The sequence below is a fragment of the Streptomyces sp. NRRL S-87 genome (genome assembly GCF_000719335.1).
Lineage (GTDB): Bacteria > Actinomycetota > Actinomycetes > Streptomycetales > Streptomycetaceae > Streptomyces.
In genome coordinates this window covers 1-20,885 of sequence record NZ_JOGB01000066.1, presented here as the reverse complement: position 1 = coordinate 20,885, position 20,885 = coordinate 1, and the positions used below count along the sequence as shown (strand labels likewise).

The following is a 20,885-nucleotide window of genomic DNA, read 5'->3' as shown; positions in this document are numbered from 1 at the left end:
AGGCGGCGGAGGCGGAGCCCTGCCCTCCGCCCTTAGGATCATGGCGAACGATCGGGTCGGGGGGGTATCCGGCCCGGACGTTCCACCGATGACACGCACACAATCGGGGGGAATCCCATGCGCATGCGCGCCATGGGTGCGCTCGGCCTGTCCGCGGCCACCGCACTCACCGCCGCCGTCCTGTCGCCCGTCACGGCGACCGCGGCGCCCGTCATGACCACCGGCATCAGCAGTGCCACCGCCACGATCAGCGCCGCCGCAGCGCCGGCCAAGCCCCGCGCGGCCGCCGACTTCAACGGCGACGGCTACCCGGACCTCGCGATCAGCGCCCGGCAGGCGAACGCGAGGGGCGTGCAGAAGGCCGGCGCCGTCGCCGTCGCCTACGGGTCGGCCACCGGCATCGACAAGACCCGCACCCGCCTGGTGACCCAGGCGGACGAGGGCGTCCCGGGCGACCCGGTGGCCTCGGCCGAATGGGGTGGCACCGGCGGCTACGGCGACCTCGACCGCGACGGCTTCGACGACCTGATCGTCTGGGGGGGCAGTGTGGCCCCCACCATGGTGCTGTGGGGAAGCGCGTCAGGTCTGTCAGGGGGCACCGTCCTCGACTACCACGACCGTCCGGACATGCGGAACTGGTCCCTGCACACCGTCGCCGACGTCGACGGGGACGGCTCCGTCGAGCTCGTCGGCAAGTCCGAGCAGTGGTCCAACGACCTGCAGAAGTACACCGAGGCCAGCTTCACCGTCGTGCGGGGGCCGATCAAGCGGGACGGCACGTTCCGGTCCGTCACCCGCCGGGAGACCCTGAAGCAGGACGGCGTCGTTCCCGGCGCGCTCACGGTCGGCGACTTCACGGGCGACGGCCGCCCCGACATCGCGGCGATCGACCACAGCACGTGGCGGCAGGAGCTCCTGGTGTACCGGAGCACCGCCACCGGCTGGACCGCGAGCCGCCAGCTCAGCCTGCCCGGCACCCGCTACATGTGGATGGCGCCCGTGGTCGGCGACATCAACGGCGACGGCGCCCAGGACATGGTCCTCGGCCACAGGTGGACGCTCACGGACGCGCTCGGCAAGATCTTCGTCGTCTACGGGGGCAAGGACGGCTTCAGCACGGCCCTCAAGCCCCGCCTCATCGACGAGGACACCCCCGGCGTGCCCGGCGCGCTGGAGCGCTTCGACCGGTGGGGCGAGGCCCGCTCCCTCGCCGACATCGACAAGGACGGTTACGCGGACCTCGCCGTCGGCGCCCCGTACAAGAGCGCCCAGGGCGGCACCATCGGCCGGGCCGGCTCCCTCACCGTCCTGCGCGGCGGCAAGCAGGGCCTGACCACGGCCGGCGCCCGGACGATCACCCAGAACACCGCGGGCGTGCCCAGCTCCTCCGAGCGGAACGACCGCTTCGGCGAGGCCGTGGCCTGGGTCGACGGCGACCGCAACGGCACCCCCGAGCTGTACGTCGGCGGCCCGGGCGAGGACACGTGGGTGGGCCGGGTGTGGCAGCTGCCCGCCGGCGGCACCACCGGCGTCACCTCCTTCAACCTGAAGGAGACCGGCCACCCGTCCGGCCTCGCCCGCCTCGGCGAGACGTTCACGGGCTGACCCGCACCGCCCGACCTACCCCAGGGCTCCGGGCCCCGCCCCGCTCCCACGAGCGGGGCGGGGCCCGTCCCGTTCCGGGGGCGGACGCCTCCGAGGACAATGGACCCATGCCCGAAGGAGACACGGTCTGGCACGCGGCTCACCGGCTGCACGAGGCGCTCGCGGGCGAGGTGCTCACGACGTGCGACCTGCGCGTCCCCCGCCTGGCCACGGTGGACCTGACCGGCCGCACCGTCCTGGACGTGACACCCCGCGGCAAGCACCTGCTCACCCGCGTCGAGGGCGGCCTCACCCTGCACAGCCACCTCCGCATGGAGGGCGCCTGGCGCCTCTACGCCCCGGGCGAGAAGTGGACCGGCGGCCCCGCCTTCCAGATCCGCGCGGTTCTCGGCAACGCCGCGCACACCGCCGTCGGGTACCGCCTGCCGGTCCTGGAGCTGCTGCGCACCGCGGCCGAGCCCAAGGCCGTCGGCCACCTCGGCCCCGACCTCCTCGGGCCGGACTGGGACCCGGACACCGCCCGCGCGAACCTGCTCCGCGACCCCGCCCGCCCCCTCGGCGAGGCCCTGCTCGACCAGCGCAACCTCGCCGGTATCGGCAACGTGTACAAGAGCGAGCTCTGCTTCCTCTCCCAGGTCACCCCCTGGCTCCCGGTCGGCGAGCTCCCCGAGCCCGACCGGACCGTCGAGCTCGCCCACCGCCTCCTGGAGGCCAACCGCGCCCACCCCGGGCGCCGCAGCACCACCGGCAGCCACCGCCCCGGCCAGACCCTGTACGTCTACGGCCGGGCCCGCCGCCCGTGCTTCCGCTGCGGCACCCCCGTGCGCAGCGCCCCGCAGGACGGCCGCCCCACGTACTGGTGCCCGCGCTGCCAATCGGGACCCACCCGCTAGTTGACGCCCCGTCAGATCCGGTCGTACCGTCCCGGCATGCCCCCTACGCCCCCGCCCCCGCCGCCGTACGGGCTCACCGGCCGCACCGCGCTGGTCACCGGCGCCGCCAGCGGCATAGGCCGCGCCTCCGCCCTCCTGCTGGCCTCGGCCGGTGCCACCGTGCACTGCGCGGACCTCGACGAGAAGGGCCTGGCCGCTACCGTCGCCGAGATCGCGGACGCCGGCGGCGCCGCCCGCGCCCACCCCCTGGACGTCACCGACCGCTCCCAGGTCGAGGAGGCGGTCGCGAGCGCCGCCCGGGCCACCGGACGCCTCGACGTCACCGCGGCGATCGCCGGGATCATGCACACCAGCAGCGTGGTCGACACCCTCGACGAGGACCTCGACCGGGTCTTCGCCGTCAATTTCAAGGGGGTGCTGTACGCCTGCCAGGAGGCGGCCCGCACCATGCTCGCGGCCGGCACCCCGGGCAGCATCGTCACGATGGCCTCCGGCGCCGTCGACGCCGCCAGCCCCGGCCTGCTCTGCTACAGCGCAGCCAAGGCCGCCGTCGTGCAGATGACGAAGACCCTGGCCACCGAGACCGGGCCCCACGGCATCCGCGTGAACGCCGTCGCCCCGGGCTGGGTCCGCACCGCAATGACCCACAAGCACTCCCCGGAGGCCCAGGAGCAGACCGAGTCGGCGATGGTGCGCCTGTCCCCGCTGCGCCGGGTCGGCGAGGCCGCGGACATCGCCCGGACCGTGCTGTTCCTGGCCTCGGACGCCTCGTCCTTCATGACCGGGCAGATCCTGCGTCCGAACGGCGGCGTCGCCATGCCCTGGTGAGCCCCGCCCACGCCCCCGTCAGCAGCCCCTCGCCGCGGCGCCGGGCCGCGGACACGCCCGGTGCCTCCGCCAGCCCCACGCAGTGCACCGGCAGCAGGCCCAGCCCCCAGCCCCCGAACGCCAGGGCTCCCTCCAGGAGCCCCGCCCTCCCCCGCGGGGCCAGCGCCCACCGCGCCACGGCCCACCACCACAGGAGTCCGCCGAGCAGGCCCAGCCCCATCCGCACGGCCACGGGCACGGGTATGCACGTCCGCGGGCCGCGGACGCGCGCGCCCGCGGAACCCCCCGGGGCCTCGACACCGCGCCGCTCCACGCGCCCCAGTCTCCCGTAGGGTCCTACGCCCCGCACCCAGAACGGCACGCTGCGCAGCCGCCGCACGCCACCCGGACAGCACGGAGCCCCGGTCGGCACGTCTCCTGCGCACCGCCGGGGCCCCGGCCACACTCAGCTCACGCGGCTACGACTGCCACCGCTTCGGCCGGCGCCTTGATGGTCACCCGCTCGGGCCCACCCGCGACCGAGGCCACGGACACCGAGTTGAGCATCGGGCGTACCGGTGCGGGCACCGGGTCGCTCGCGGCCGCGGACGCGGCCAGCTCGGCGAGCGAGAGTTCATCGCTGACTTCACGCATCAGCTCGGACATCCGTACGTCCAGCGCGTCGCAGATCGCGGAGAGCAGCTCGGAGGACGCCTCCTTCTGCCCCCGCTCCACCTCGGAGAGATAGCCGAGCGAGACTCGGGCGGACGAGGAGACTTCGCGCAGAGTACGGCCCTGGGCCTGGCGCTGCCGACGCAGCACGTCACCCAGCAGGCGACGGAGCAGAATCATCGGTGGCTCCCTCCTCTGACCGTATAGCCGCATCCTTCACGCCCCACCGTACCGCCTCGCGCCGCGGCCGTGCGGGGAGCGATGTCGTGTTCACTCAGGGCTGCAAACATCAAATCCCCCCGTTCTGTTCCGTATCCTGTGTCCCCGCATTGTCCTGGAGTTCGCTCGAGAGCAGTTCGAGCACCCTCCGTACACTCTCCATACGGATTTCCGCGCGGCCGCCGTTCAACCTCAGCGCGGCGGTTTTCCCGCCCGTCGGACCGGCCACGGCGACGTAGACCGTGCCGACCGGCTGCCCGTCCTGCGGATCCGGACCGGCCACTCCGGTCGTCGCGATGCCCCACGAAGCCCCCAGCGCGTTCCGCACTCCCACCGCCATCGCGGCCGCCACCTGCGGATCGACCGCGCCGCGGGCCGCGAGCAGCGCCCCGTCGACGCCCAGCACATCGCGCTTGAGGTCGGTGGCGTACGCCGTGACCGAGCCCCGGAAGCACCGGGACGCCCCGGGCACCGCCGTCAACTCAGCCGCGACCAGTCCTCCGGTGAGCGACTCGGCGACCGCGAGCGTCTGGTCACGCTCCGCGAGCAAGGACAGTACCTCGGTGGCGGTCCCAGCCGCACCGGTTTCCCCGTTACTCCCCACCAGCTCGCCCATGTCCCCTCGCGGTCAGCCCTCCGCGCCGCGTGCGGCGCGCTCCTCGGCCATCCCCCGCCGCCTCAGGACGATCGCCTGGCGGACGTAGTCGAGGCCGGTCACCACCGTCAACACGACGGCGATCGCCATCACCCAGAAGCGCAGTGTCGCCAGCGGCCCGGTCAGCGCCAGGACGTACATGCCGACCGCGGTGCCCTGCGCGAGGGTCTTCATCTTGCCGCCGCGGCTGGCCGGGATCACTCCGTACCGGATCACCCAGAAGCGCAGCAGCGTGATCCCGAGCTCCCGCCCGAGGATCACGCCGGTCACCCACCAGGGCAGGTCGCCCAGCCAGGACAGGCAGATCAGCGCGGCGCCCATGATCGCCTTGTCGGCGATCGGGTCGGCGATCTTCCCGAAGTCCGTGACCAGGTTGTAGGTCCGGGCCAGATGGCCGTCGAACAGGTCGGTGATCATGGCGATGGCGAAGGCCGCCCAGGCCAGCGAGCGCCAGGCCGGGTCGTACCCGCCGTTCGCCAGGAGCAGGAGCACGAATCCCGGCACCAGCACGAGGCGGACCATCGTGAGGATGTTCGCGATGTTCCACAGGCCGGCCTGGTTGACGGCCGCCGCGCCCAGCTTGCCGCTGGGTGCGGGCCGGCGGCCGGTGCCGCCCGCCGCCGGTGCCGGGACTCCGGTCATCCCGCCGCCTCCTCGAGGTCCAGGGCCTCGGCGACCAGGTCCACGCCCAGACTGCCGACCACCTTGGCCGTCACGATGCGGCCGACCGTCAGGCCCTCGCCGCTGGTGAAGATCACCTGGCCGTCGGTCTCCGGGGCCTGGTGCGCGGCGCGGCCGGTGGCCCCGTCCTCGTCACCGGTCTCCTCGCCGACGGCCTCCACGAGGACCTCGACCGTCTCGCCGACCCGCTCCTCGGCGCGCTGCGCGGTGAGCTCCTCGGCGAGCCGCTGCATGTGGGCCAGCCGCTCGGCGATGACGTCCTCGTCGAGCTTGTTCTCGTACGTGACGGCCTCGGTGCCCTCCTCGTCGGAGTAGCCGAAGACGCCGATGGCGTCGAGCCGGGCGCCGGTCAGGAAGCGCTCGAGCTCGGCGAAGTCGGCCTCGGTCTCGCCCGGGAAGCCGACGATGAAGTTGGACCGCACACCGGCCTGCGGGGCCTTGGAGCGGATGGTGTCCAGCAGCTCCAGGAAGCGGTCGGTGTCGCCGAAGCGGCGCATGGCCCGCAGCACGTCCGGGGCGGAGTGCTGGAAGGACAGGTCGAAGTACGGCACGACCTTCGGCGTCGCGGTCAGGACGTCGATCAGGCCGGGGCGCATCTCGGCGGGCTGCAGGTAGCTGACCCGGACCCGCTCGATGCCGTCGACCTCGGCGAGCTCGGGCAGCAGGGTCTCCAGCAGGCGGATGTCGCCCAGGTCCTTGCCGTACGAGGTGTTGTTCTCGGAGACCAGCATGATCTCCTTGACGCCCTGCTCGGCCAGCCAGCGGGTCTCGCCCAGCACGTCGCTCGGGCGGCGCGAGATGAACGAGCCGCGGAAGGACGGGATGGCGCAGAAGGAGCACCGCCGGTCGCAGCCCGAGGCGAGCTTGACCGAGGCGACCGGGCTCGTGTCCAGGCGGCGGCGCAGCGGCGCACGCGGGCCGGAGGCGGGCGCGAGGCCCTCGGGGAGGTCGGTGGGGGCCGGGGCGGGCTCCTCCTGGGCGTGGCCCGGCAGGGCGACGCCGGAGGCGTCCTGGCGCTCGGCGGGGCTGATCGGGAGCAGCTTGCGGCGGTCGCGCGGCGTGTGGGCCTCGACGTGGCCGCCGCTGAGGATCAGCTGGAGGCGGTTGGAGATGTCGGAGTAGTCGTCGAAACCGAGCACGCCGTCGGCCTCGGGGAGGGCCTCGGCGAGCTCCTTCCCGTAGCGCTCGGCCATGCAGCCGACGGCGACGACGGCCTGCGTGCGGCCGTGATCCTTGAGATCGTTGGCCTCCAGCAGGGCGTCCACGGAGTCCTTCTTCGCGGCTTCGACGAAGCCGCAGGTGTTGACGACGGCGACGTCCGCGTCGGCGGCGTCCTCGACGAGCTCCCAGCCATCCGCCGCCAAGCGGCCTGCGAGCTCCTCCGAGTCCACCTCGTTACGGGCGCAGCCAAGAGTGACAAGGGCGACGGTACGGCGTTCGGGCATGGACTCAAGACTACTTCGTCCCGGCGCCGGCCCCCGCCGGGTGCCCCCGACCAGCGCGGATCCCCGGGGCGCCGTCTCGCGCCCCGGGGATCCGGAGGAGCTTCCGCCCGGTTCGTCACGGATCGTCCGCACGGACCGGAACGCCGAGGTCAGCCCGCCTGGGCGTCGCCCTGGCCGGTTCCGTCGGCCGGCCGCGGGTCGTCCTTGGTGTAGGTCAGGCGCTCGACCTGACCTGGCTGGAATTCGTCCTTGATCTCCTTGCCGTTCACGAAGAGCTTCACGGATCCGGCGTCGCCGAGCACGAGGTCGACGGACTTCTTGTCGGTGAAGGTCTTCGAGTCGCCCTCTTTCAGCATGCCGTCGAAGAGGAGCCGGCCGTTGTGGTCCTTCGCCGAGATCCAGCTCTCCCCGCCGACCGCGGTCATCACCACGGTGACCATGTCCTTCGGGGCGGCCGCGATGGCGCTGTCCGAGGGCTCGGCGGTGGGCTTGGCCGGGCTCGGCCTGACCGGCTTGACGGTGGCACTGGGCTTCGGGGCGGGCTGGGGCGAGGCGGAACCTTCCGCCACCGCGTGCTTCTTCGAGTCGTCCCCGCCGCCGAAGGCGGTGAACCCGACGAACCCGATCACGGCGACGATCGCCGCGACCATGGCTGCGGTCCAGTTGGGCCGCTGCCGCTCTGGCCGGATCCTTTCGGCTTCGAACAGGGGCGCGGCAGGGGTCGGGGCGGGGCGGCCGCCGTGGGCGGCGTCGTACTGCTCGATCAGCTCGGCCGGATCGAGCCCCACGGCGCGCGCCAGCGTGCGGATGTGGCCGCGGGCGTACACGTCGCCGCCGCACCGCGTGAAGTCGTCCTGCTCGATCGCGTGCACGATCGGAATGCGGACGCGCGTGGTGGAGGAGACCTCGTCGACGGTGAGGCCGGCACTGATGCGGGCCTGCTGGAGGACCCGGCCGATGGACGGCCCGGTGCCGTCGCCGGTACCGGTGTCGTCGCCGGTGGAAGGCCGGTCGTCTTCGGGTGAGTTGGCGTTGCCGATGGACACGAGGGCGCCTTTCGAGCGTGTAGCCACCTGCTGGATGTCCAGTCTAGGGGGGTGACGAAAGGGTGGAGCAACCGGGAGCGCGGACCGCGTACGCCATCCGTATGGCGTTTCGCAGCCCGTCGGCGGAGCCTGCGGGGCGGCACCGCCCTTTCCACTCAACTTGACGCACGACCAAGGGAAACGGTTGCCCCCCGATCCCTTACGGGTGAGACTGGCCGGACACTCCCGGAAGTCCTTACGAACCGGACGCGGAACCCTCACGGAATCCGCCCCACCACGCCCCCGGCACACCCCGGGCGCACCCGCGGTGCGCCCCGGAGCGTGCCGACGCTACGCCTCGGTCTCCCCGCGGATCACGGCCAGCACCCCGTCCAGCTCGTCCGGCTTGACCAGCACGTCCCGGGCCTTGGAGCCCTCGCTGGGCCCCACCACCCCGCGCGACTCCATCAGGTCCATGAGCCGCCCGGCCTTCGCGAAGCCCACCCGCAGCTTGCGCTGGAGCATCGAGGTCGAGCCGAACTGGGTGGAGACGACCAGCTCGGCCGCCTGGCACAGCAGGTCGAGGTCGTCGCCGATCTCCTCGTCGATCTCCTTCTTCTGCTTCTGCCCGACCGTGACGTCGTCCCGGAAGACCGGCGCCATCTGGTCCTTGCAGTGCTGCACGACCGCCTGGATCTCGCCCTCGGTCACGAAGGCGCCCTGCAGCCGGACCGGCTTGTTGGCCCCCATCGGCAGGAACAGCCCGTCGCCCTTGCCGATGAGCTTCTCGGCCCCGGGCTGGTCGAGGATGACGCGGCTGTCCGCCAGCGAGGAGGTCGCGAAGGCCAGCCGCGAGGGCACGTTCGCCTTGATCAGACCGGTGACCACGTCCACCGAGGGCCGCTGGGTGGCGAGCACCAGGTGGATGCCGGCCGCGCGGGCCAGCTGGGTGATGCGGACGATCGCGTCCTCGACGTCGCGCGGGGCGACCATCATCAGGTCGGCCAGCTCGTCGACGATCACCAGCAGGTACGGGTACGGGCTCAGCTCCCGCTCGCTGCCCGGGGGCAGCTTGACCTTGCCGTTCCTGATGGCCTCGTTGAAGTCGTCGATGTGCCGGAAGCCGAAGGCCGCCAGGTCGTCGTAGCGCAGGTCCATCTCGCGCACCACCCACTGCAGGGCCTCGGCAGCCCGCTTGGGATTGGTGATGATCGGGGTGATCAGGTGCGGGATGCCCTCGTACGCGGTCAGCTCGACCCGCTTGGGGTCGACCAGCACCATCCGCACGTCCTCCGGCGTGGCCCGCACCATGATCGACGTGATCAGGCAGTTGATGCAGGACGACTTGCCGGAGCCGGTGGCGCCGGCCACCAGCACGTGCGGCATCTTCGCGAGGTTGGCCATGACGTAGCCGCCCTCGACGTCCTTGCCGAGGGCCACCAGCATCGGGTGGTCGTCCTCCGCCGACTCCGCCAGCCGGAGCACGTCGCCGAGGTTGACCATCTCGCGGTCGGTGTTGGGGATCTCGATGCCGACCGCGGACTTGCCGGGGATCGGGCTGATGATCCGCACGTCCGGGCTGGCCACGGCGTACGCGATGTTCTTGGTCAGGGCGGTGATCCGCTCGACCTTCACGGCGGGGCCGAGCTCCACCTCGTACCGGGTGACCGTCGGTCCGCGGGTGAAGCCCGTGACGGCGGCGTCGACCTTGAACTCCGAGAAGACGTTCGTGAGCGAGGCGACCACCGCGTCGTTCGCGGCGCTGCGGGTCTTGCCGGGGCCGCCCTTCTCCAGCAGGTTCAGCGAGGGCAGCGCGTACGTGATGTCGCCGCGCAACTGCAGCTGTTCGGCCCGCGGCGGCAGCGGGTCGGACACCTCGGGCGCGGACTTGGTGAGGTCCGGAACGACCGGGGGCCGTGCCTCGCGGGCCGTCGGCACGGCCGCCGCGGGCGCCGGCACCGGTGCCGTGGTCTCCGCCGGCCTGCCCGCGGGGCGGTCGACGGACACGCCGTGGGTCAGGTCGGCGACCAGCGGCGACGGCGGCAGCCCGTTGAGCACGGCCCCGTCGAGGGCCGCGGCGGCCGCCGCGGCCACGTCCACCGCGTCCATCGGCCGGTCCAGGGCGGGCTGCCCCGAGGGCCGGCGGGTCCGGCGGCGCCTGGCGAGCGCCTGCTCCTCGGCCTGCTCCGGGCCGTCGGCGCCGTCCCCGTCGCCCGCGCCGGCGTCGGGACGGCCGCCCCGTCGGGTGCGGGCCCGCCACTGCGCCTCGTCGTGCCGGTCGGCGCCGGCCTCGTACGGGTCCTCCTCCAGCGGTGCCACGACCCCGAGCCGTACGCCCAACTGGCGCAGCCGCTGCGGGACGGCGTTGACCGGGGTGGCGGTGACCACCAGGAGGCCGAAGACGGTGAGCAGCACGAGCATGGGCACGGCCAGCGGCGCGCCCATGGTGAAGACCAGCGGCTGGGAGGCTCCCCAGCCGATCAGGCCGCCCGCGTCGCGGATGGCGGCGCTGCCGGCGTCCCGGCCGGGCGAGCCGCAGGCGATGTGCACCTGTCCGAGCACGCCGACGACGAGGGCGGTCAGGCCGATGCCGATGCGGCCGTTGGCGTCGACCTGTTCGGGGTGCCGGACGAGACGGACGGCCATGGCGCCCAGGAGCAGCGGGACCAGCAGGTCGAGCCGGCCGAACGCGCCGGTGACGAGCATGGTGACCAGTTCGCCGACGGGACCGCGCAGGTTGGACCAGGTGCCCGCGGCGACGATCAGGGCGAGGCCGAGGAGCAGCAGCGCGAGACCGTCCTTGCGGTGCACGGGGTCGAGGTTCTTCGCGCCGCGGCCGAAGCCGCGCAGCACCGAACCCACCGCGTGCGCCGCCCCGAGCCAGAGGGCGCGCACGACCCGGACGACGCCTCCGGTGGGGGACGGCGCCGCCTTCGGCGGAGCCGCCGCCTTCTTGACCGGGGCCCGCTTGGCGGGCGCCGCCTTCTTCGCGGGCGGCTTGCGCGCGGGGGCGGCCTTCTTCGCCGCCGGGGTACGGCCGGAGCGGGCCTTCGCGGTGCCCGCCGTGCCCTGGGAACCCTTGCCGGACGTACGTGAGGCCATGGGGGCGAGGGTACCGGTGTTGGAGACCCGGGACACGTGTGCCCACCCCTTCACCCGTTCGTGTCGCCCACGCGGGTGGCGGTTTGACGTCGCGTCGGCCGTGCACCCCCGGTCGACGCGGCGTCAGGTCCGGGCGGCGGACCCGAGGTACGTCAGGTCTGGGCCGGCAGCACGGCCGAGGCCCCGCCGGTGCCGGGCTCCAGGGCGTCCAGCGCGCGCCGCAGCCCGGTGAGCTTGCGCTCCAGGTGGGCGGCGGTCGCCACCGCCGCCGCGTCCGCCGAGTCGTCGTCGAGCTGCTTGGTCAGCGCCTCGGCCTGCTCCTCGACGGCCGCCAGCCGTGCCGACAGCTCGGCGAGCAGCCCCGCCGACTCCTTCGAACCGCCGGCGCCGGCGTGCCCGCCGCCCTCCAGCTGGAGCCGGAGCAGCGCGGCCTGCTCCCGCAGCTGGCAGTTCTTCATGTACAGCTCGACGAACACCGACACCTTCGCCCGCAGCACCCACGGGTCGAACGGCTTGGAGATGTAGTCCACCGCGCCCGCCGCGTACCCGCGGAAGGTGTGGTGCGGACCGTGGTTGATCGCGGTCAGGAAGATGATCGGGATGTCCCGGGTCCGCTCCCGCCGCTTGATGTGCGCGGCCGTCTCGAACCCGTCCATGCCCGGCATCTGGACGTCCAGCAGGATGACCGCGAAATCGTCCGTGAGCAGCGCCTTGAGCGCTTCCTCTCCCGACGACGCCCGGACCAGTGTCTGATCGAGCGCGGAGAGGATGGCCTCCAGCGCCAGCAGATTCTCCGGTCGGTCGTCGACCAGGAGGATCTTGGCCTTCTGCACCATGCCCTGTCCTCCTCGCCCCCTCAGGGGGCCTCCCCGGCTCGCAGAACCCGCCCGTCCTTGTGCCGGTCATCGTAGCCCCACTCCCGAGATCGCCACACCCTGTCACCGAGATGTCACTGGGAACGGAGCTCTCCGGAGCGGGAACGCGGCGGCGGGACGGAAGGTTCCCGGGAGGCCCCGGGAACTCCTGCCGGGGTCCCCGCCGCCGCGCCGGCGTCACCTGCTGCGCATGTACTGCTCCATCACCGTGAGCAGGTAGTCCGGGTCCACGGGCTTCGTGACGTAGTCCGACGCCCCGGAGTCGATGGCCTTCTCCCGGTCGCCCTGCATGGCCTTCGCGGTCAGCGCGATGATCGGCAGGCCCGCGAACTGCGGCATCCTGCGGATCGCCGCCGTGGTCGCGTACCCGTCCATCTCGGGCATCATGATGTCCATCAGCACGACCGTGACGTCGTCGTGCTGCTCCAGGACCTCGATGCCCTCACGGCCGTTCTCGGCGTACAGCACCGCCAGCCCGTGCTGCTCCAGCACCGACGTCAGCGCGAACACGTTGCGCACGTCGTCGTCGACGATCAGCACCTTCTCGCCGCCCTGGAAGTCGTACGTCCGCGGCACCGCGGCCGGCTCCTCCGGAACCGCCGCCCACGCCCCGGGCTCCGGCACCCCGGCCTGGCCACCCTGACCGGGCAGCGCGGGCCGCGGCTCCAGCTCGCTGAGCGTCTTGCGCCGCCGCCGGAACAGCGTGGGCGCCGCACCGGCTGCGCCCGCGTCGGTGCCCGCCGGCCTCGGCGGCTCCAGCGCCGGGGGGGCCGGAGCGGGCTGCACCCGGGCCGGCCGCCGGTGGAGGTCGGCCCGTCCGCCGGGCGCGGGCGGCGCGTACCCCTGCGGCGGCAGCTCGCTCGGGTGCAGCGGCAGGTACAGCGTGAAGGTGGAGCCGCGGCCGGGCTCGCTGGCCGCGTGGATCTCGCCGCCCAGCAGGCGGGCGATCTCCCGGCTGATCGACAGGCCCAGGCCCGTGCCGCCGTACTTGCGGCTGGTCGTGCCGTCGGCCTGCTTGAACGCCTCGAAGATCACCAGCATCTTGCTGGCCGCGATGCCGATGCCGGTGTCGGTCACCGAGAAGGCGATCAGGTCGCCGTCCGGCTCGCGCAGGGAGCCCGCCTCCAGCAGCTGCTCGCGGATCTCCACCGGCACGTCCGCGCCGGCCGGCCGGATCACCAGCTCGACCGCGCCGGTGTCGGTGAACTTCACCGCGTTCGACAGCAGGTTGCGCAGCACCTGGAGGAGCCGCTGCTCGTCGGTGTGCAGGGTGGCCGGCAGTTCGGGCGAGACCCGCACCGAGAAGTCCAGGCCCTTCTCCGCGGTCAGCGGCCGGAAGGTGGCCTCCACGTAGTCGACCAGCTGGACCAGGGCGATCCGGGTCGGGGAGACGTCCATCTTGCCCGCCTCGACCTTCGACAGGTCGAGGATGTCGTTGATGAGCTGGAGCAGGTCGGAGCCGGCGCCGTGGATGGTCTCGGCGAACTCCACCTGCTTCGGGGAGAGGTTGGCGTCGGCGTTGTCCGCCAGCAGCTTGGCCAGGATCAGCAGCGAGTTCAGCGGAGTGCGCAGCTCGTGCGACATGTTGGCCAGGAACTCGCTCTTGTAGCGCATGGAGACCGCGAGTTGCTCGGCCCGCTCCTCCAGGACCTGCCGGGCCTCCTCGATCTCGGTGTTCTTCACCTCGATGTCCCGGTTCTGCTGGGCCAGCAGTTCGGCCTTCTCCTCCAGTTCCGCGTTGGCCAGCTGGAGCGCGTTCTGCCGGTTCTCCAGCTCCGCGGACCGCTCCCGCAGCTGCTCGGTCATCTCCTGCGACTGCTTGAGCAGCGCCTCCGTCTTGGAGTTGACGCTGATCGTGTTGACGCTGGTCGCGATCATCTCGGCGATCTGGGACAGGAAGTCCTTCTGGATCTGCGTGAACGGCTGGAACGAGGCCAGCTCGATGACGCCCAGCACCTGCCCCTCGAACAGCACCGGCAGCACGATCACGTGGGCCGGCGGGGCCTCCCCCAGCCCGGAGGAGATCTTCAGGTAGCCGGGCGGGGTGTTCTCGACCAGGATCGTCCGCTTCTCCTCCGCGACGGTCCCGATCAGCCCCTCGCCCGGCCGGAAGCTGGTGGGCATCGCGCTGCCGGCGTACGCGTAGCTGCCGCGCATCCGCAGCTCGTACGGGCCCCCGGCGCCGGTGCCGATCTCGTCGCTGCCGCCGGGCGGCACGGCCAGGAAGAACGCACCGTGCTGCGCGGAGACCACCGGGGTCAGCTCGCTCATGATGAGCGAGGCGACGTCGTCGAGGTCCCGGCGGCCCTGCATCAGACCGGAGATGCGGGCCAGGTTGCCCTTGAGCCAGTCCTGCTCCTTGTTGGCCAGGGTCGTGTCGCGCAGGTTCGCGATCATCGTGTTGATGTTGTCCTGCAGGACCTGGATCTCGCCGGCCGCGTCCACGTCGATCTTCAGGTTCAGGTCGCCGCGGGTCACCGCGGTGGCCACGGCCGCGATGGCGCGCACCTGCCGGGTCAGGTTCCCGGCCATCTCGTTCACGGACTCGGTCAGGTCCCGCCAGGTGCCGTCGACGTCGCGCACCCGTGCCTGGCCGCCGAGGATGCCCTCGGTGCCCACCTCGCGGGCCACCCGCGTCACCTGGTCGGCGAACGACGACAGCTGGTCGACCATCGTGTTGATGGTCGTCTTCAGCTCCAGGATCTCGCCGCGCGCGTCGATGTCGATCTTCTTGGTCAGGTCGCCCTTGGCGATGGCGGTGGTGACCATGGCGATCTGCCGCACCTGGCCGGTCAGGTTGGAGGCCATCAGGTTCACGGACTCCGTGAGGTCCTTCCACGTGCCCGAGACGCCCGGCACGTGGGCCTGACCGCCCAGCCGCCCCTCGGTGCCCACGTCCCGCGCCACCCGCGTCACCTCGTCGGCGAACGAGGACAGAGTGGTCACCATCGTGTTCACGGTGTCGGCGAGCTGCGCGACCTCGCCGCGGGCCTCGACGGTGACCTTCTTCGTCAGGTCACCGTTGGCGACGGCCGCCGAGACCTGCGAGATGTTGCGCACCTGCGAGGTCAGGTTGTTGGCCATCAGGTTGACGTTGTCGGTCAGGTCCTTCCAGATGCCGGTCGCCCCGCGCACCCGCGCCTGACCGCCCAGGATGCCCTCGGAGCCCACCTCCCGGGCCACCCGCGTCACCTGCTCCGCGAACGACGACAGCTGGTCCACCATCGTGTTCACCGTGGTGACCAGTTCCAGGATCTCGCCCTTGGCGTCGACGGTGATCTTCTTCGACAGGTCGCCCATGGCCACCGCGGTGGTCACCTCGGCGATGTTGCGCACCTGCGACGTCAGGTTGTTCGCCATGAAGTTGACGGACTGGGTCAGGTCCTTCCAGGTGCCCGAGACGCCCTTGACCTCGGCCTGGCCGCCCAGGATGCCCTCGGTGCCCACCTCCCGGGCCACCCGGGTCACCTGGTCGGCGAAGGACGACAGCTGGTCGACCATCGTGTTGAGCGTGTTCTTGAGCTCCAGGATCTCGCCGCGCGCGTCCACGTCGATCTTCTGGGAGAGGTCGCCGCGCGCCACCGCGGTGGCGACCTGGGCGATGTTGCGCACCTGGGCCGTCAGGTTCCCGGCCATGCCGTTCACCGAGTCGGTCAGGTCGCGCCACACGCCGGCCACGCCCGGCACCTGGGCCTGGCCTCCCAGCCGCCCCTCGGTGCCCACGTCCCGCGCCACCCGCGTCACCTGCTCGGCGAACGCGGAGAGCTGGTCGACCATCGTGTTGATGGTGTTCTTCAGCTCCAGGATCTCGCCGCGCGCGTCCACGTCGATCTTCTGCGACAGGTCACCGCGCGCCACCGCCGTCGTCACCTGGGCGATCTGCCGCACCTGGGACGTCAGGTTGCCGGCCATGAAGTTGACCGAGTCGGTCAGTTCCTTCCAGGTGCCCGAGACCCCGTCCACCCGGGCCTGGCCGCCCAGCCGGCCCTCCGTGCCCACGTCCCTGGCCATCCGCGTGACCTGGTCGGCGAACGACGACAGCTGGTCGACCATCGTGTTCACGGTGTTCTTCAGCTGGAGCATCTCGCCGGAGACGTCCACGGTGACCTTCTGCGACAGGTCGCCGTTCGCCACGGCCGTGGTGACCTGCGCGATGTTGCGCACCTGGCCGGTCAGGTTCCGGAAGGCGGTGTTCACCGAGTCGGTGAGGTCCTTCCACGTACCCGCCGCACCCGGCACCTGCGCCTGACCGCCGAGCTCGCCCTCGACACCGACCTCGCGGGCCACCCGCGTCACCTCGGAACCGAAGGACTGCAGCTGGTCCACCATCGTGTTGACGGTGTTCTTCAGCTCCAGCATCTCGCCCGCGACGTCGACCGTGACCTTCTGCGACAGGTCGCCGTTGGCCACCGCGGTGGTCACCTGCGCGATGTCGCGCACCTGCGTGGTGAGGTTGCGGAAGACCGTGTTCACCGAGTCGGTGAGGTCCTTCCACGTACCCGCCGCGCCCGGCACCTGCGCCTGGCCGCCGAGCAGGCCCTTCGCGCCGACCTCGCTCGCGACCCGGGTGACCTCGTCGGCGAAGGTCCGCAGGGTCTCCGTCATCTGGTTGATCGTTTCGGCCAGCTGCGCGACCTCGCCGCGCGCGCTCACCGTCACCTTCTGGGACAGGTCGCCGTTCGCCACGGCCGTCGTGACCTGCGCGATCCCGCGCACCTGGGCGGTGAGGTTGCCCGCCATGGTGTTGACGGAGTCCGTCAGGTCCTTCCACACGCCCGCCACGCCGGGGACCTGCGCCTGGCCGCCCAGCTCGCCCTCGGTGCCCACCTCCCGGGCCACCCGCGTGACCTCGGAGGAGAACGACGAGAGCTGGTCCACCATCGTGTTGACGGTGTTCTTCAGCTGGAGCATCTCACCGGCCACGTGCACCGTGACCTTGCGCGACAGGTCGCCCTTGGCCACGGCCGTCGTCACCAGCGCGATATCACGCACCTGAGCGGTGAGCCGGTACGCCATCGTGTTGACGGAGTCCGTGAGGTCCTTCCACGAACCGGACATACCGCGCACCTGGGCCTGGCCGCCGAGCTTGCCCTCGGTACCCACCTCCAGCGCGACCCGCGTCACCTCGTCGGTGAAGGCCGACAGCTGGTCCACCAGGTTGTTGACCGTGCGCCCGACCTTGAGGAACTCCCCGCGCAGCGGGTGGCCGACCCCGTCGGCCGCCTGCGTCCGCAGGTCCATCCGCTGGCCCAGGTCGCCCTCCGCGACGGCCGACAGGACGCGGCCGACCTCGGACACCGGCCGCGCCAGGTCCTCCACCAACTGGTTCGAGGCGTCGATCGCGGCCGCCCAGGAGCCCTCGCAGGCCCCGGTCTCCAGCCGCTCGCTCAACTTCCCCTCGCGCCCCACCATGCGCCGCACTCGGGCGATCTCGCCCGTCAGGTGGAGATTGCGGTCCGCGACCTCGTTGTAGACGGCGGCGATCTCCGCCATCACCCCGTCGCCGGAGACCGTCAGCCTCTTGCGGAAGTTCCCGTCCCGCATCGAGACGAGCGCGACCAGCAGCCGGTCGAGGGCCGCCGAGTCCACTTCCGTGGTCCCGCCACGCCGCGGCCGCCCTCCCTTGCCGCGCGTACTGGCCCTCCGCGCCGCCACGCCAGACTCCACCGTGTCCCTCCCGAAAGGGTCGACCGCCGTACCGGGGTACGTACCGGGGTACGCCTCTTGCCAAGCCTTCCCAGTGTTTCACCCTGGCCGAACCAGGCCATAAAACTTCGGCACCTTCGTACCGGACCCGCACCTTGCGGGTGGAATCCCCGCGGACCGCGTCCGCCGAGACGGCGAAGGTAAGTAACCTGGCAGGCGACTGTCCAACCGCCCCGGTCCGCCCGGCAGGGGCGGCGGCGCGTGAGGAACCGGGCACCGGAGGGGCGGTCCATGGTGGAGCCGGGTGGTGCGACACGAACGAGGAGTGCTGTGATCACGGCCCGGGCGGCGGCGAGCTTCGAACCCGAGGGGCGCTCGGTCGCCACGGCCCGAGCCTTCGTCCGCGACACCCTCCAGGGCTGGGGCTTCGCCGACATCGTCGACGACGCCGTGGTCCTGACCAGCGAACTCGTCACCAACGCCGTGGTCCACGCCGGCACCCGCGCCGACGTCCTGTGCCTGCGCTCCGCCGACGGCGTCCGCGTCGAGGTGGCCGACCACTACCCCGAGCGCGAGGTCCCCCTCCAGCACCCCGACCGCGCCTACGCCAGCCCCGACCACGAGGGCGGCCGCGGCCTGATGCTCTGCGCCGCGCTGGCCGACCGCTGGGGCGTCGAGTACGCCACCGCCGGCAAGCACGTCTGGTTCCAGCTCGCCCTCCCCGCCCGCCCCGTCGGCACCCGGTCCGCCGGCCCCGTGGTCCCCGACGCGCAGCTCCCGGTCACCGACACCCGGGTCCGGGTCGCCGTCCTCCAGATCGACCGCCAGGGCCTGATCGCCGCCTGGAACGAAGACGCCGAACAGTTGTTCGGCTACTCGGCGGACAAGGCCACCGGCCGCCCCCTCGCCGACCTCGCCGCCTGGCCCCACACCCCCGGCACCGGCACCGGCATCGCCGAGGCCCTGCGCCTGTCCCGTTGGGAGGGCAGCTACGGGCTGCGCGGGGCCGACGGCCGCGTCATCCCCGTGTACGCCTCCCACCTGCGCGTCCGCGATGCCGCCGGCGAGCCCTCGACGGTCTGCCTGCTCGTCCAGGACACCGAGCGCGCGGTGCTGCAGACCCCGGCCCGCACCGCCGCACCCGCCGACCCCGGCCAGCTGTCGGAGACCCGCGCCGGCGACCCGTTCGAGGTCTTCATCGGCTCCCCGGCCCCCGACGACCTCGACAGCCTCCTCCAGCGCACCGTGGAGCGCGCCCGCGACATGCTCGACGGCGACGCGGCCTTCCTCCTCCTGGCCACGGACGACGAGACCGAGCTGGAGGTGCGGGCCACCACGGGTCTGCCCTCCACCCGCCAGCGCTTCGCCCGGGTCCCCGTCGAGGCCGGCACCAGCCGGTACGGCTCCGCCCGCATGCCCGCCGTCCACGACGACCTCACCGCCGTCCCCGGCGCCGTACCGCTCCTGAACGGCACCGGCATGCGCTCCGTCGTCACCGTGCCCCTCAAGGTCGAGGGCCGCCTCACCGGCTCCCTCGGCGTCGCCGCCGAGACACCCGGCCGCTACAGCAACGACGAGGCCCTGCGCCTGCAGTTCGCCGCCGACCGGATCGCCCTCGCCGTGGAGTCCGCCCGGCTCGGCGAGCTGGAGCGGCTGCGCCGCGGCTCGCTGTCCTTCCTCGTCGAGGCCTCCGACCTGCTGGCCGGCACCCTCGACCGGGACCAGACCCTGGCCCTCATGGCCCAGATGACGGTGCCCACCCTGGCGACCTGGTGCGCCGTGTACACGATCGCGGACCCGGCCTCCGAGCCGCTCCTGTCGTACGTCCTGCACGAGGACGAGGAGCTCATCGACGGCCTCAAGGCACTGCTGTCCCGCATGGCGCCGCCCGAGCCGGCCGCCGACCAGACCGTACGCCACTGGACGGCCCCCTCGGAGGCTGCCCGGCAGGCCGCCCTGCGCACGTCCATGCGCACCGTCGGCCTCGGCTCGCCCCACGACCACACGTCCGGCATCGGCACCACCCTGGCCACGGCCGCGGCCGTGGCCGGCGAGACCGTCGTCCTGCCGCTCATGGCCCGCAACCGCGTCATCGGCATGCTCACCCTCGGGAAGCCGGCCGAGGAACACTTCCGCCAGGAGATCCTCGAACTCGCCGAGGACCTGTCCCGGCGGGCCGCGCTTGCCCTCGACAACGCCCGCTTGTACTCCGAGCGCATGGCGATCAGCCGCTCCCTGCAGCGCAGCCTGCTGCCGCCGAGCCAGCCCGCCATCCCGGGCATGGAGGTCGAGGTCATCTACCGGGCCGCGGGCGAGGGCAACGAGGTCGGCGGGGACTTCTACGACGTCTTCCCCATCCAGGACGGCACGTACGGCTTCGCCATCGGCGACGTCTGCGGCACGGGCCCGGAGGCCGCCGCGGTCACCGGCCTGGCCCGCCACGCGCTGCGCCTGCTGGCCCGTGAGGGCTTCGGCGGTCCGGCGGTGCTGGAGCGGCTGAACGCGGCGATCCTCGACGAGGGCGCCCGCAGCCGGTTCCTCACGCTCCTGTACGGCGAACTGCGCCCGCAGGACGACGGTGGGGCGGCCCTCAAGCTGGTCTGCGCCGGCCACCCCCTGCCGCTGCGCCTGCGCCCCGACGGCACGGTCGAACCGGCCGCGGAGCCGCAGCCGCTGCTGGGCGTCATGGACGACCTGGAGCTCTACGAGGAGCACCTCACGCTCGACCCGGGCGACGTCCTGCTCTGTGTGACGGACGGCGTGACCGAGCGCCGCGAGGGCACGCGCATGCTGGGCGACGACGGCCTCGCGGACGTCCTGACGACGTGTACGGGCCTCACGGCCGGCGCGGTCGCCTCGCGCGTCCTGCGCGCCGTGGAGCGCTTCGCCGCCGAGCCGGCCTCGGATGACATGGCCATCCTGGCGTTCCGCGTCCCGGAGCCCCGCCAGGGCGACTGAGCCGCGGCCCGGCACGCCCGCGACCGACCGGGCGCTTCATCGACGCGGCCGCCGACCGCCTGGGGTGAGCCACCGGCCCCCGGAAACGCAAAAAGGCCCCCGCCAACCGGCGGGGGCCTTTTCTCTGAGCCCTTTAACGGAATCGAACCGTTGACCTTCTCCTTACCATGGAGACGCTCTACCGACTGAGCTAAAAGGGCGGGTTGTTCGGCGGCGTCCTACTCTCCCACAGGGTCCCCCCTGCAGTACCATCGGCGCTGAAAGGCTTAGCTTCCGGGTTCGGAATGTAACCGGGCGTTTCC

At 72.5% G+C, this 20,885-nt stretch carries 12 protein-coding genes, 1 tRNA gene and 1 rRNA gene; 4 read left to right on the top strand and 10 right to left on the bottom strand.

Translation table 11 applies throughout. The annotated features are described in order from the left end of the window. Window positions 1-117 precede the first annotated feature (117 nt). From IF43_RS37105 to IF43_RS0130290, 3 genes are all read left to right on the top strand, one after another. Window positions 118-1,605, top strand: coding sequence for an FG-GAP-like repeat-containing protein (locus tag IF43_RS37105; protein ID WP_051796453.1), 1,488 nt, complete (start codon window positions 118-120; stop codon window positions 1,603-1,605). A gap of 107 nt (window positions 1,606-1,712) precedes the next feature. Beyond that, window positions 1,713-2,498 (top strand): Fpg/Nei family DNA glycosylase, encoded by a 786-nt coding sequence (locus tag IF43_RS0130295; RefSeq protein WP_030208050.1) that lies wholly within the window; start codon window positions 1,713-1,715, stop codon window positions 2,496-2,498. Window positions 2,499-2,534: 36 nt separating this feature from the next. Beyond that, entirely contained in the window at window positions 2,535-3,326 is a 792-nt protein-coding gene (locus IF43_RS0130290) for an SDR family NAD(P)-dependent oxidoreductase (protein WP_037890720.1), read from the top strand. A 450-nt stretch (window positions 3,327-3,776) separates the two neighbouring features. On the opposite strand, the gene IF43_RS0130285 is transcribed toward IF43_RS0130290, so the two are convergent. The 8 genes from IF43_RS0130285 to IF43_RS0130250 form a co-directional block, all read right to left on the bottom strand. Continuing rightward, on the bottom strand, window positions 3,777-4,157 hold the full coding sequence (locus tag IF43_RS0130285; RefSeq protein WP_030208044.1) for a helix-turn-helix domain-containing protein: 381 nt from the start codon (window positions 4,155-4,157) through the stop codon (window positions 3,777-3,779). A 109-nt stretch (window positions 4,158-4,266) separates the two neighbouring features. After that, window positions 4,267-4,812: a CinA family protein gene (locus tag IF43_RS0130280; protein WP_051796450.1), complete on the bottom strand. Its 546-nt coding sequence runs from the start codon at window positions 4,810-4,812 to the stop codon at window positions 4,267-4,269. A gap of 12 nt (window positions 4,813-4,824) precedes the next feature. Further along, complete coding sequence (gene pgsA / locus IF43_RS0130275; RefSeq protein ID WP_030208039.1) at window positions 4,825-5,493, bottom strand: CDP-diacylglycerol--glycerol-3-phosphate 3-phosphatidyltransferase; 669 nt, start codon at window positions 5,491-5,493, stop codon at window positions 4,825-4,827. Continuing rightward, window positions 5,490-6,977 carry a 30S ribosomal protein S12 methylthiotransferase RimO gene (gene rimO / locus IF43_RS0130270; RefSeq protein WP_030208037.1) on the bottom strand — a complete coding sequence of 496 codons (1,488 nt, stop codon included), beginning with the start codon at window positions 6,975-6,977 and terminating at the stop codon, window positions 5,490-5,492. The genes pgsA and rimO overlap by 4 nt, the downstream gene beginning before the upstream one ends. 149 nt (window positions 6,978-7,126) lie before the next feature. Further along, entirely contained in the window at window positions 7,127-8,023 is an 897-nt protein-coding gene (locus IF43_RS0130265; protein ID WP_037890711.1) for a RodZ domain-containing protein, read from the bottom strand. 330 nt (window positions 8,024-8,353) lie between these two features. Next, window positions 8,354-11,104 (bottom strand): DNA translocase FtsK, encoded by a 2,751-nt coding sequence (locus tag IF43_RS0130260; protein WP_051796463.1) that lies wholly within the window; start codon window positions 11,102-11,104, stop codon window positions 8,354-8,356. A gap of 152 nt (window positions 11,105-11,256) precedes the next feature. Continuing rightward, window positions 11,257-11,940 (bottom strand): two-component system response regulator, encoded by a 684-nt coding sequence (locus IF43_RS0130255; protein WP_030208028.1) that lies wholly within the window; start codon window positions 11,938-11,940, stop codon window positions 11,257-11,259. Between the two features lie 216 nt (window positions 11,941-12,156). Continuing rightward, window positions 12,157-17,646 carry a HAMP domain-containing protein gene (locus tag IF43_RS0130250; protein WP_199922803.1) on the bottom strand — a complete coding sequence of 1,830 codons (5,490 nt, stop codon included), beginning with the start codon at window positions 17,644-17,646 and terminating at the stop codon, window positions 12,157-12,159. 270 nt (window positions 17,647-17,916) lie between these two features. Here IF43_RS0130250 and IF43_RS0130245 point away from each other — a divergent pair, with 270 nt between their 5' ends. Beyond that, window positions 17,917-20,583, top strand: a complete 2,667-nt coding sequence (locus IF43_RS0130245) for a SpoIIE family protein phosphatase (RefSeq protein ID WP_051796447.1) — start codon at window positions 17,917-17,919, stop codon at window positions 20,581-20,583. Window positions 20,584-20,710: 127 nt separating this feature from the next. On the opposite strand, the gene IF43_RS0130240 is transcribed toward IF43_RS0130245, so the two are convergent. Next, window positions 20,711-20,783 (bottom strand) — tRNA-Thr (locus IF43_RS0130240). A 5-nt stretch (window positions 20,784-20,788) separates the two neighbouring features. After that, window positions 20,789-20,885, bottom strand: a 5S ribosomal RNA gene (gene rrf, locus IF43_RS38420); the annotation flags it as partial.

Coding starts and splice junctions, on each gene's coding strand:
- rimO (WP_030208037.1), bottom strand. CDS start 6,977: ATGCCCGAACGCCGTACCGTCGCCCTTGTCACTCTTGGCTGCGCCCGT.
- IF43_RS0130245 (WP_051796447.1), top strand. CDS start 17,917: ATGGTGGAGCCGGGTGGTGCGACACGAACGAGGAGTGCTGTGATCACG.
- IF43_RS0130255 (WP_030208028.1), bottom strand. CDS start 11,940: ATGGTGCAGAAGGCCAAGATCCTCCTGGTCGACGACCGACCGGAGAAT.
- IF43_RS0130280 (WP_051796450.1), bottom strand. CDS start 4,812: ATGGGCGAGCTGGTGGGGAGTAACGGGGAAACCGGTGCGGCTGGGACC.
- IF43_RS0130260 (WP_051796463.1), bottom strand. CDS start 11,104: ATGGCCTCACGTACGTCCGGCAAGGGTTCCCAGGGCACGGCGGGCACC.
- IF43_RS37105 (WP_051796453.1), top strand. CDS start 118: ATGCGCATGCGCGCCATGGGTGCGCTCGGCCTGTCCGCGGCCACCGCA.
- IF43_RS0130295 (WP_030208050.1), top strand. CDS start 1,713: ATGCCCGAAGGAGACACGGTCTGGCACGCGGCTCACCGGCTGCACGAG.
- IF43_RS0130285 (WP_030208044.1), bottom strand. CDS start 4,157: ATGATTCTGCTCCGTCGCCTGCTGGGTGACGTGCTGCGTCGGCAGCGC.
- pgsA (WP_030208039.1), bottom strand. CDS start 5,493: ATGACCGGAGTCCCGGCACCGGCGGCGGGCGGCACCGGCCGCCGGCCC.
- IF43_RS0130290 (WP_037890720.1), top strand. CDS start 2,535: ATGCCCCCTACGCCCCCGCCCCCGCCGCCGTACGGGCTCACCGGCCGC.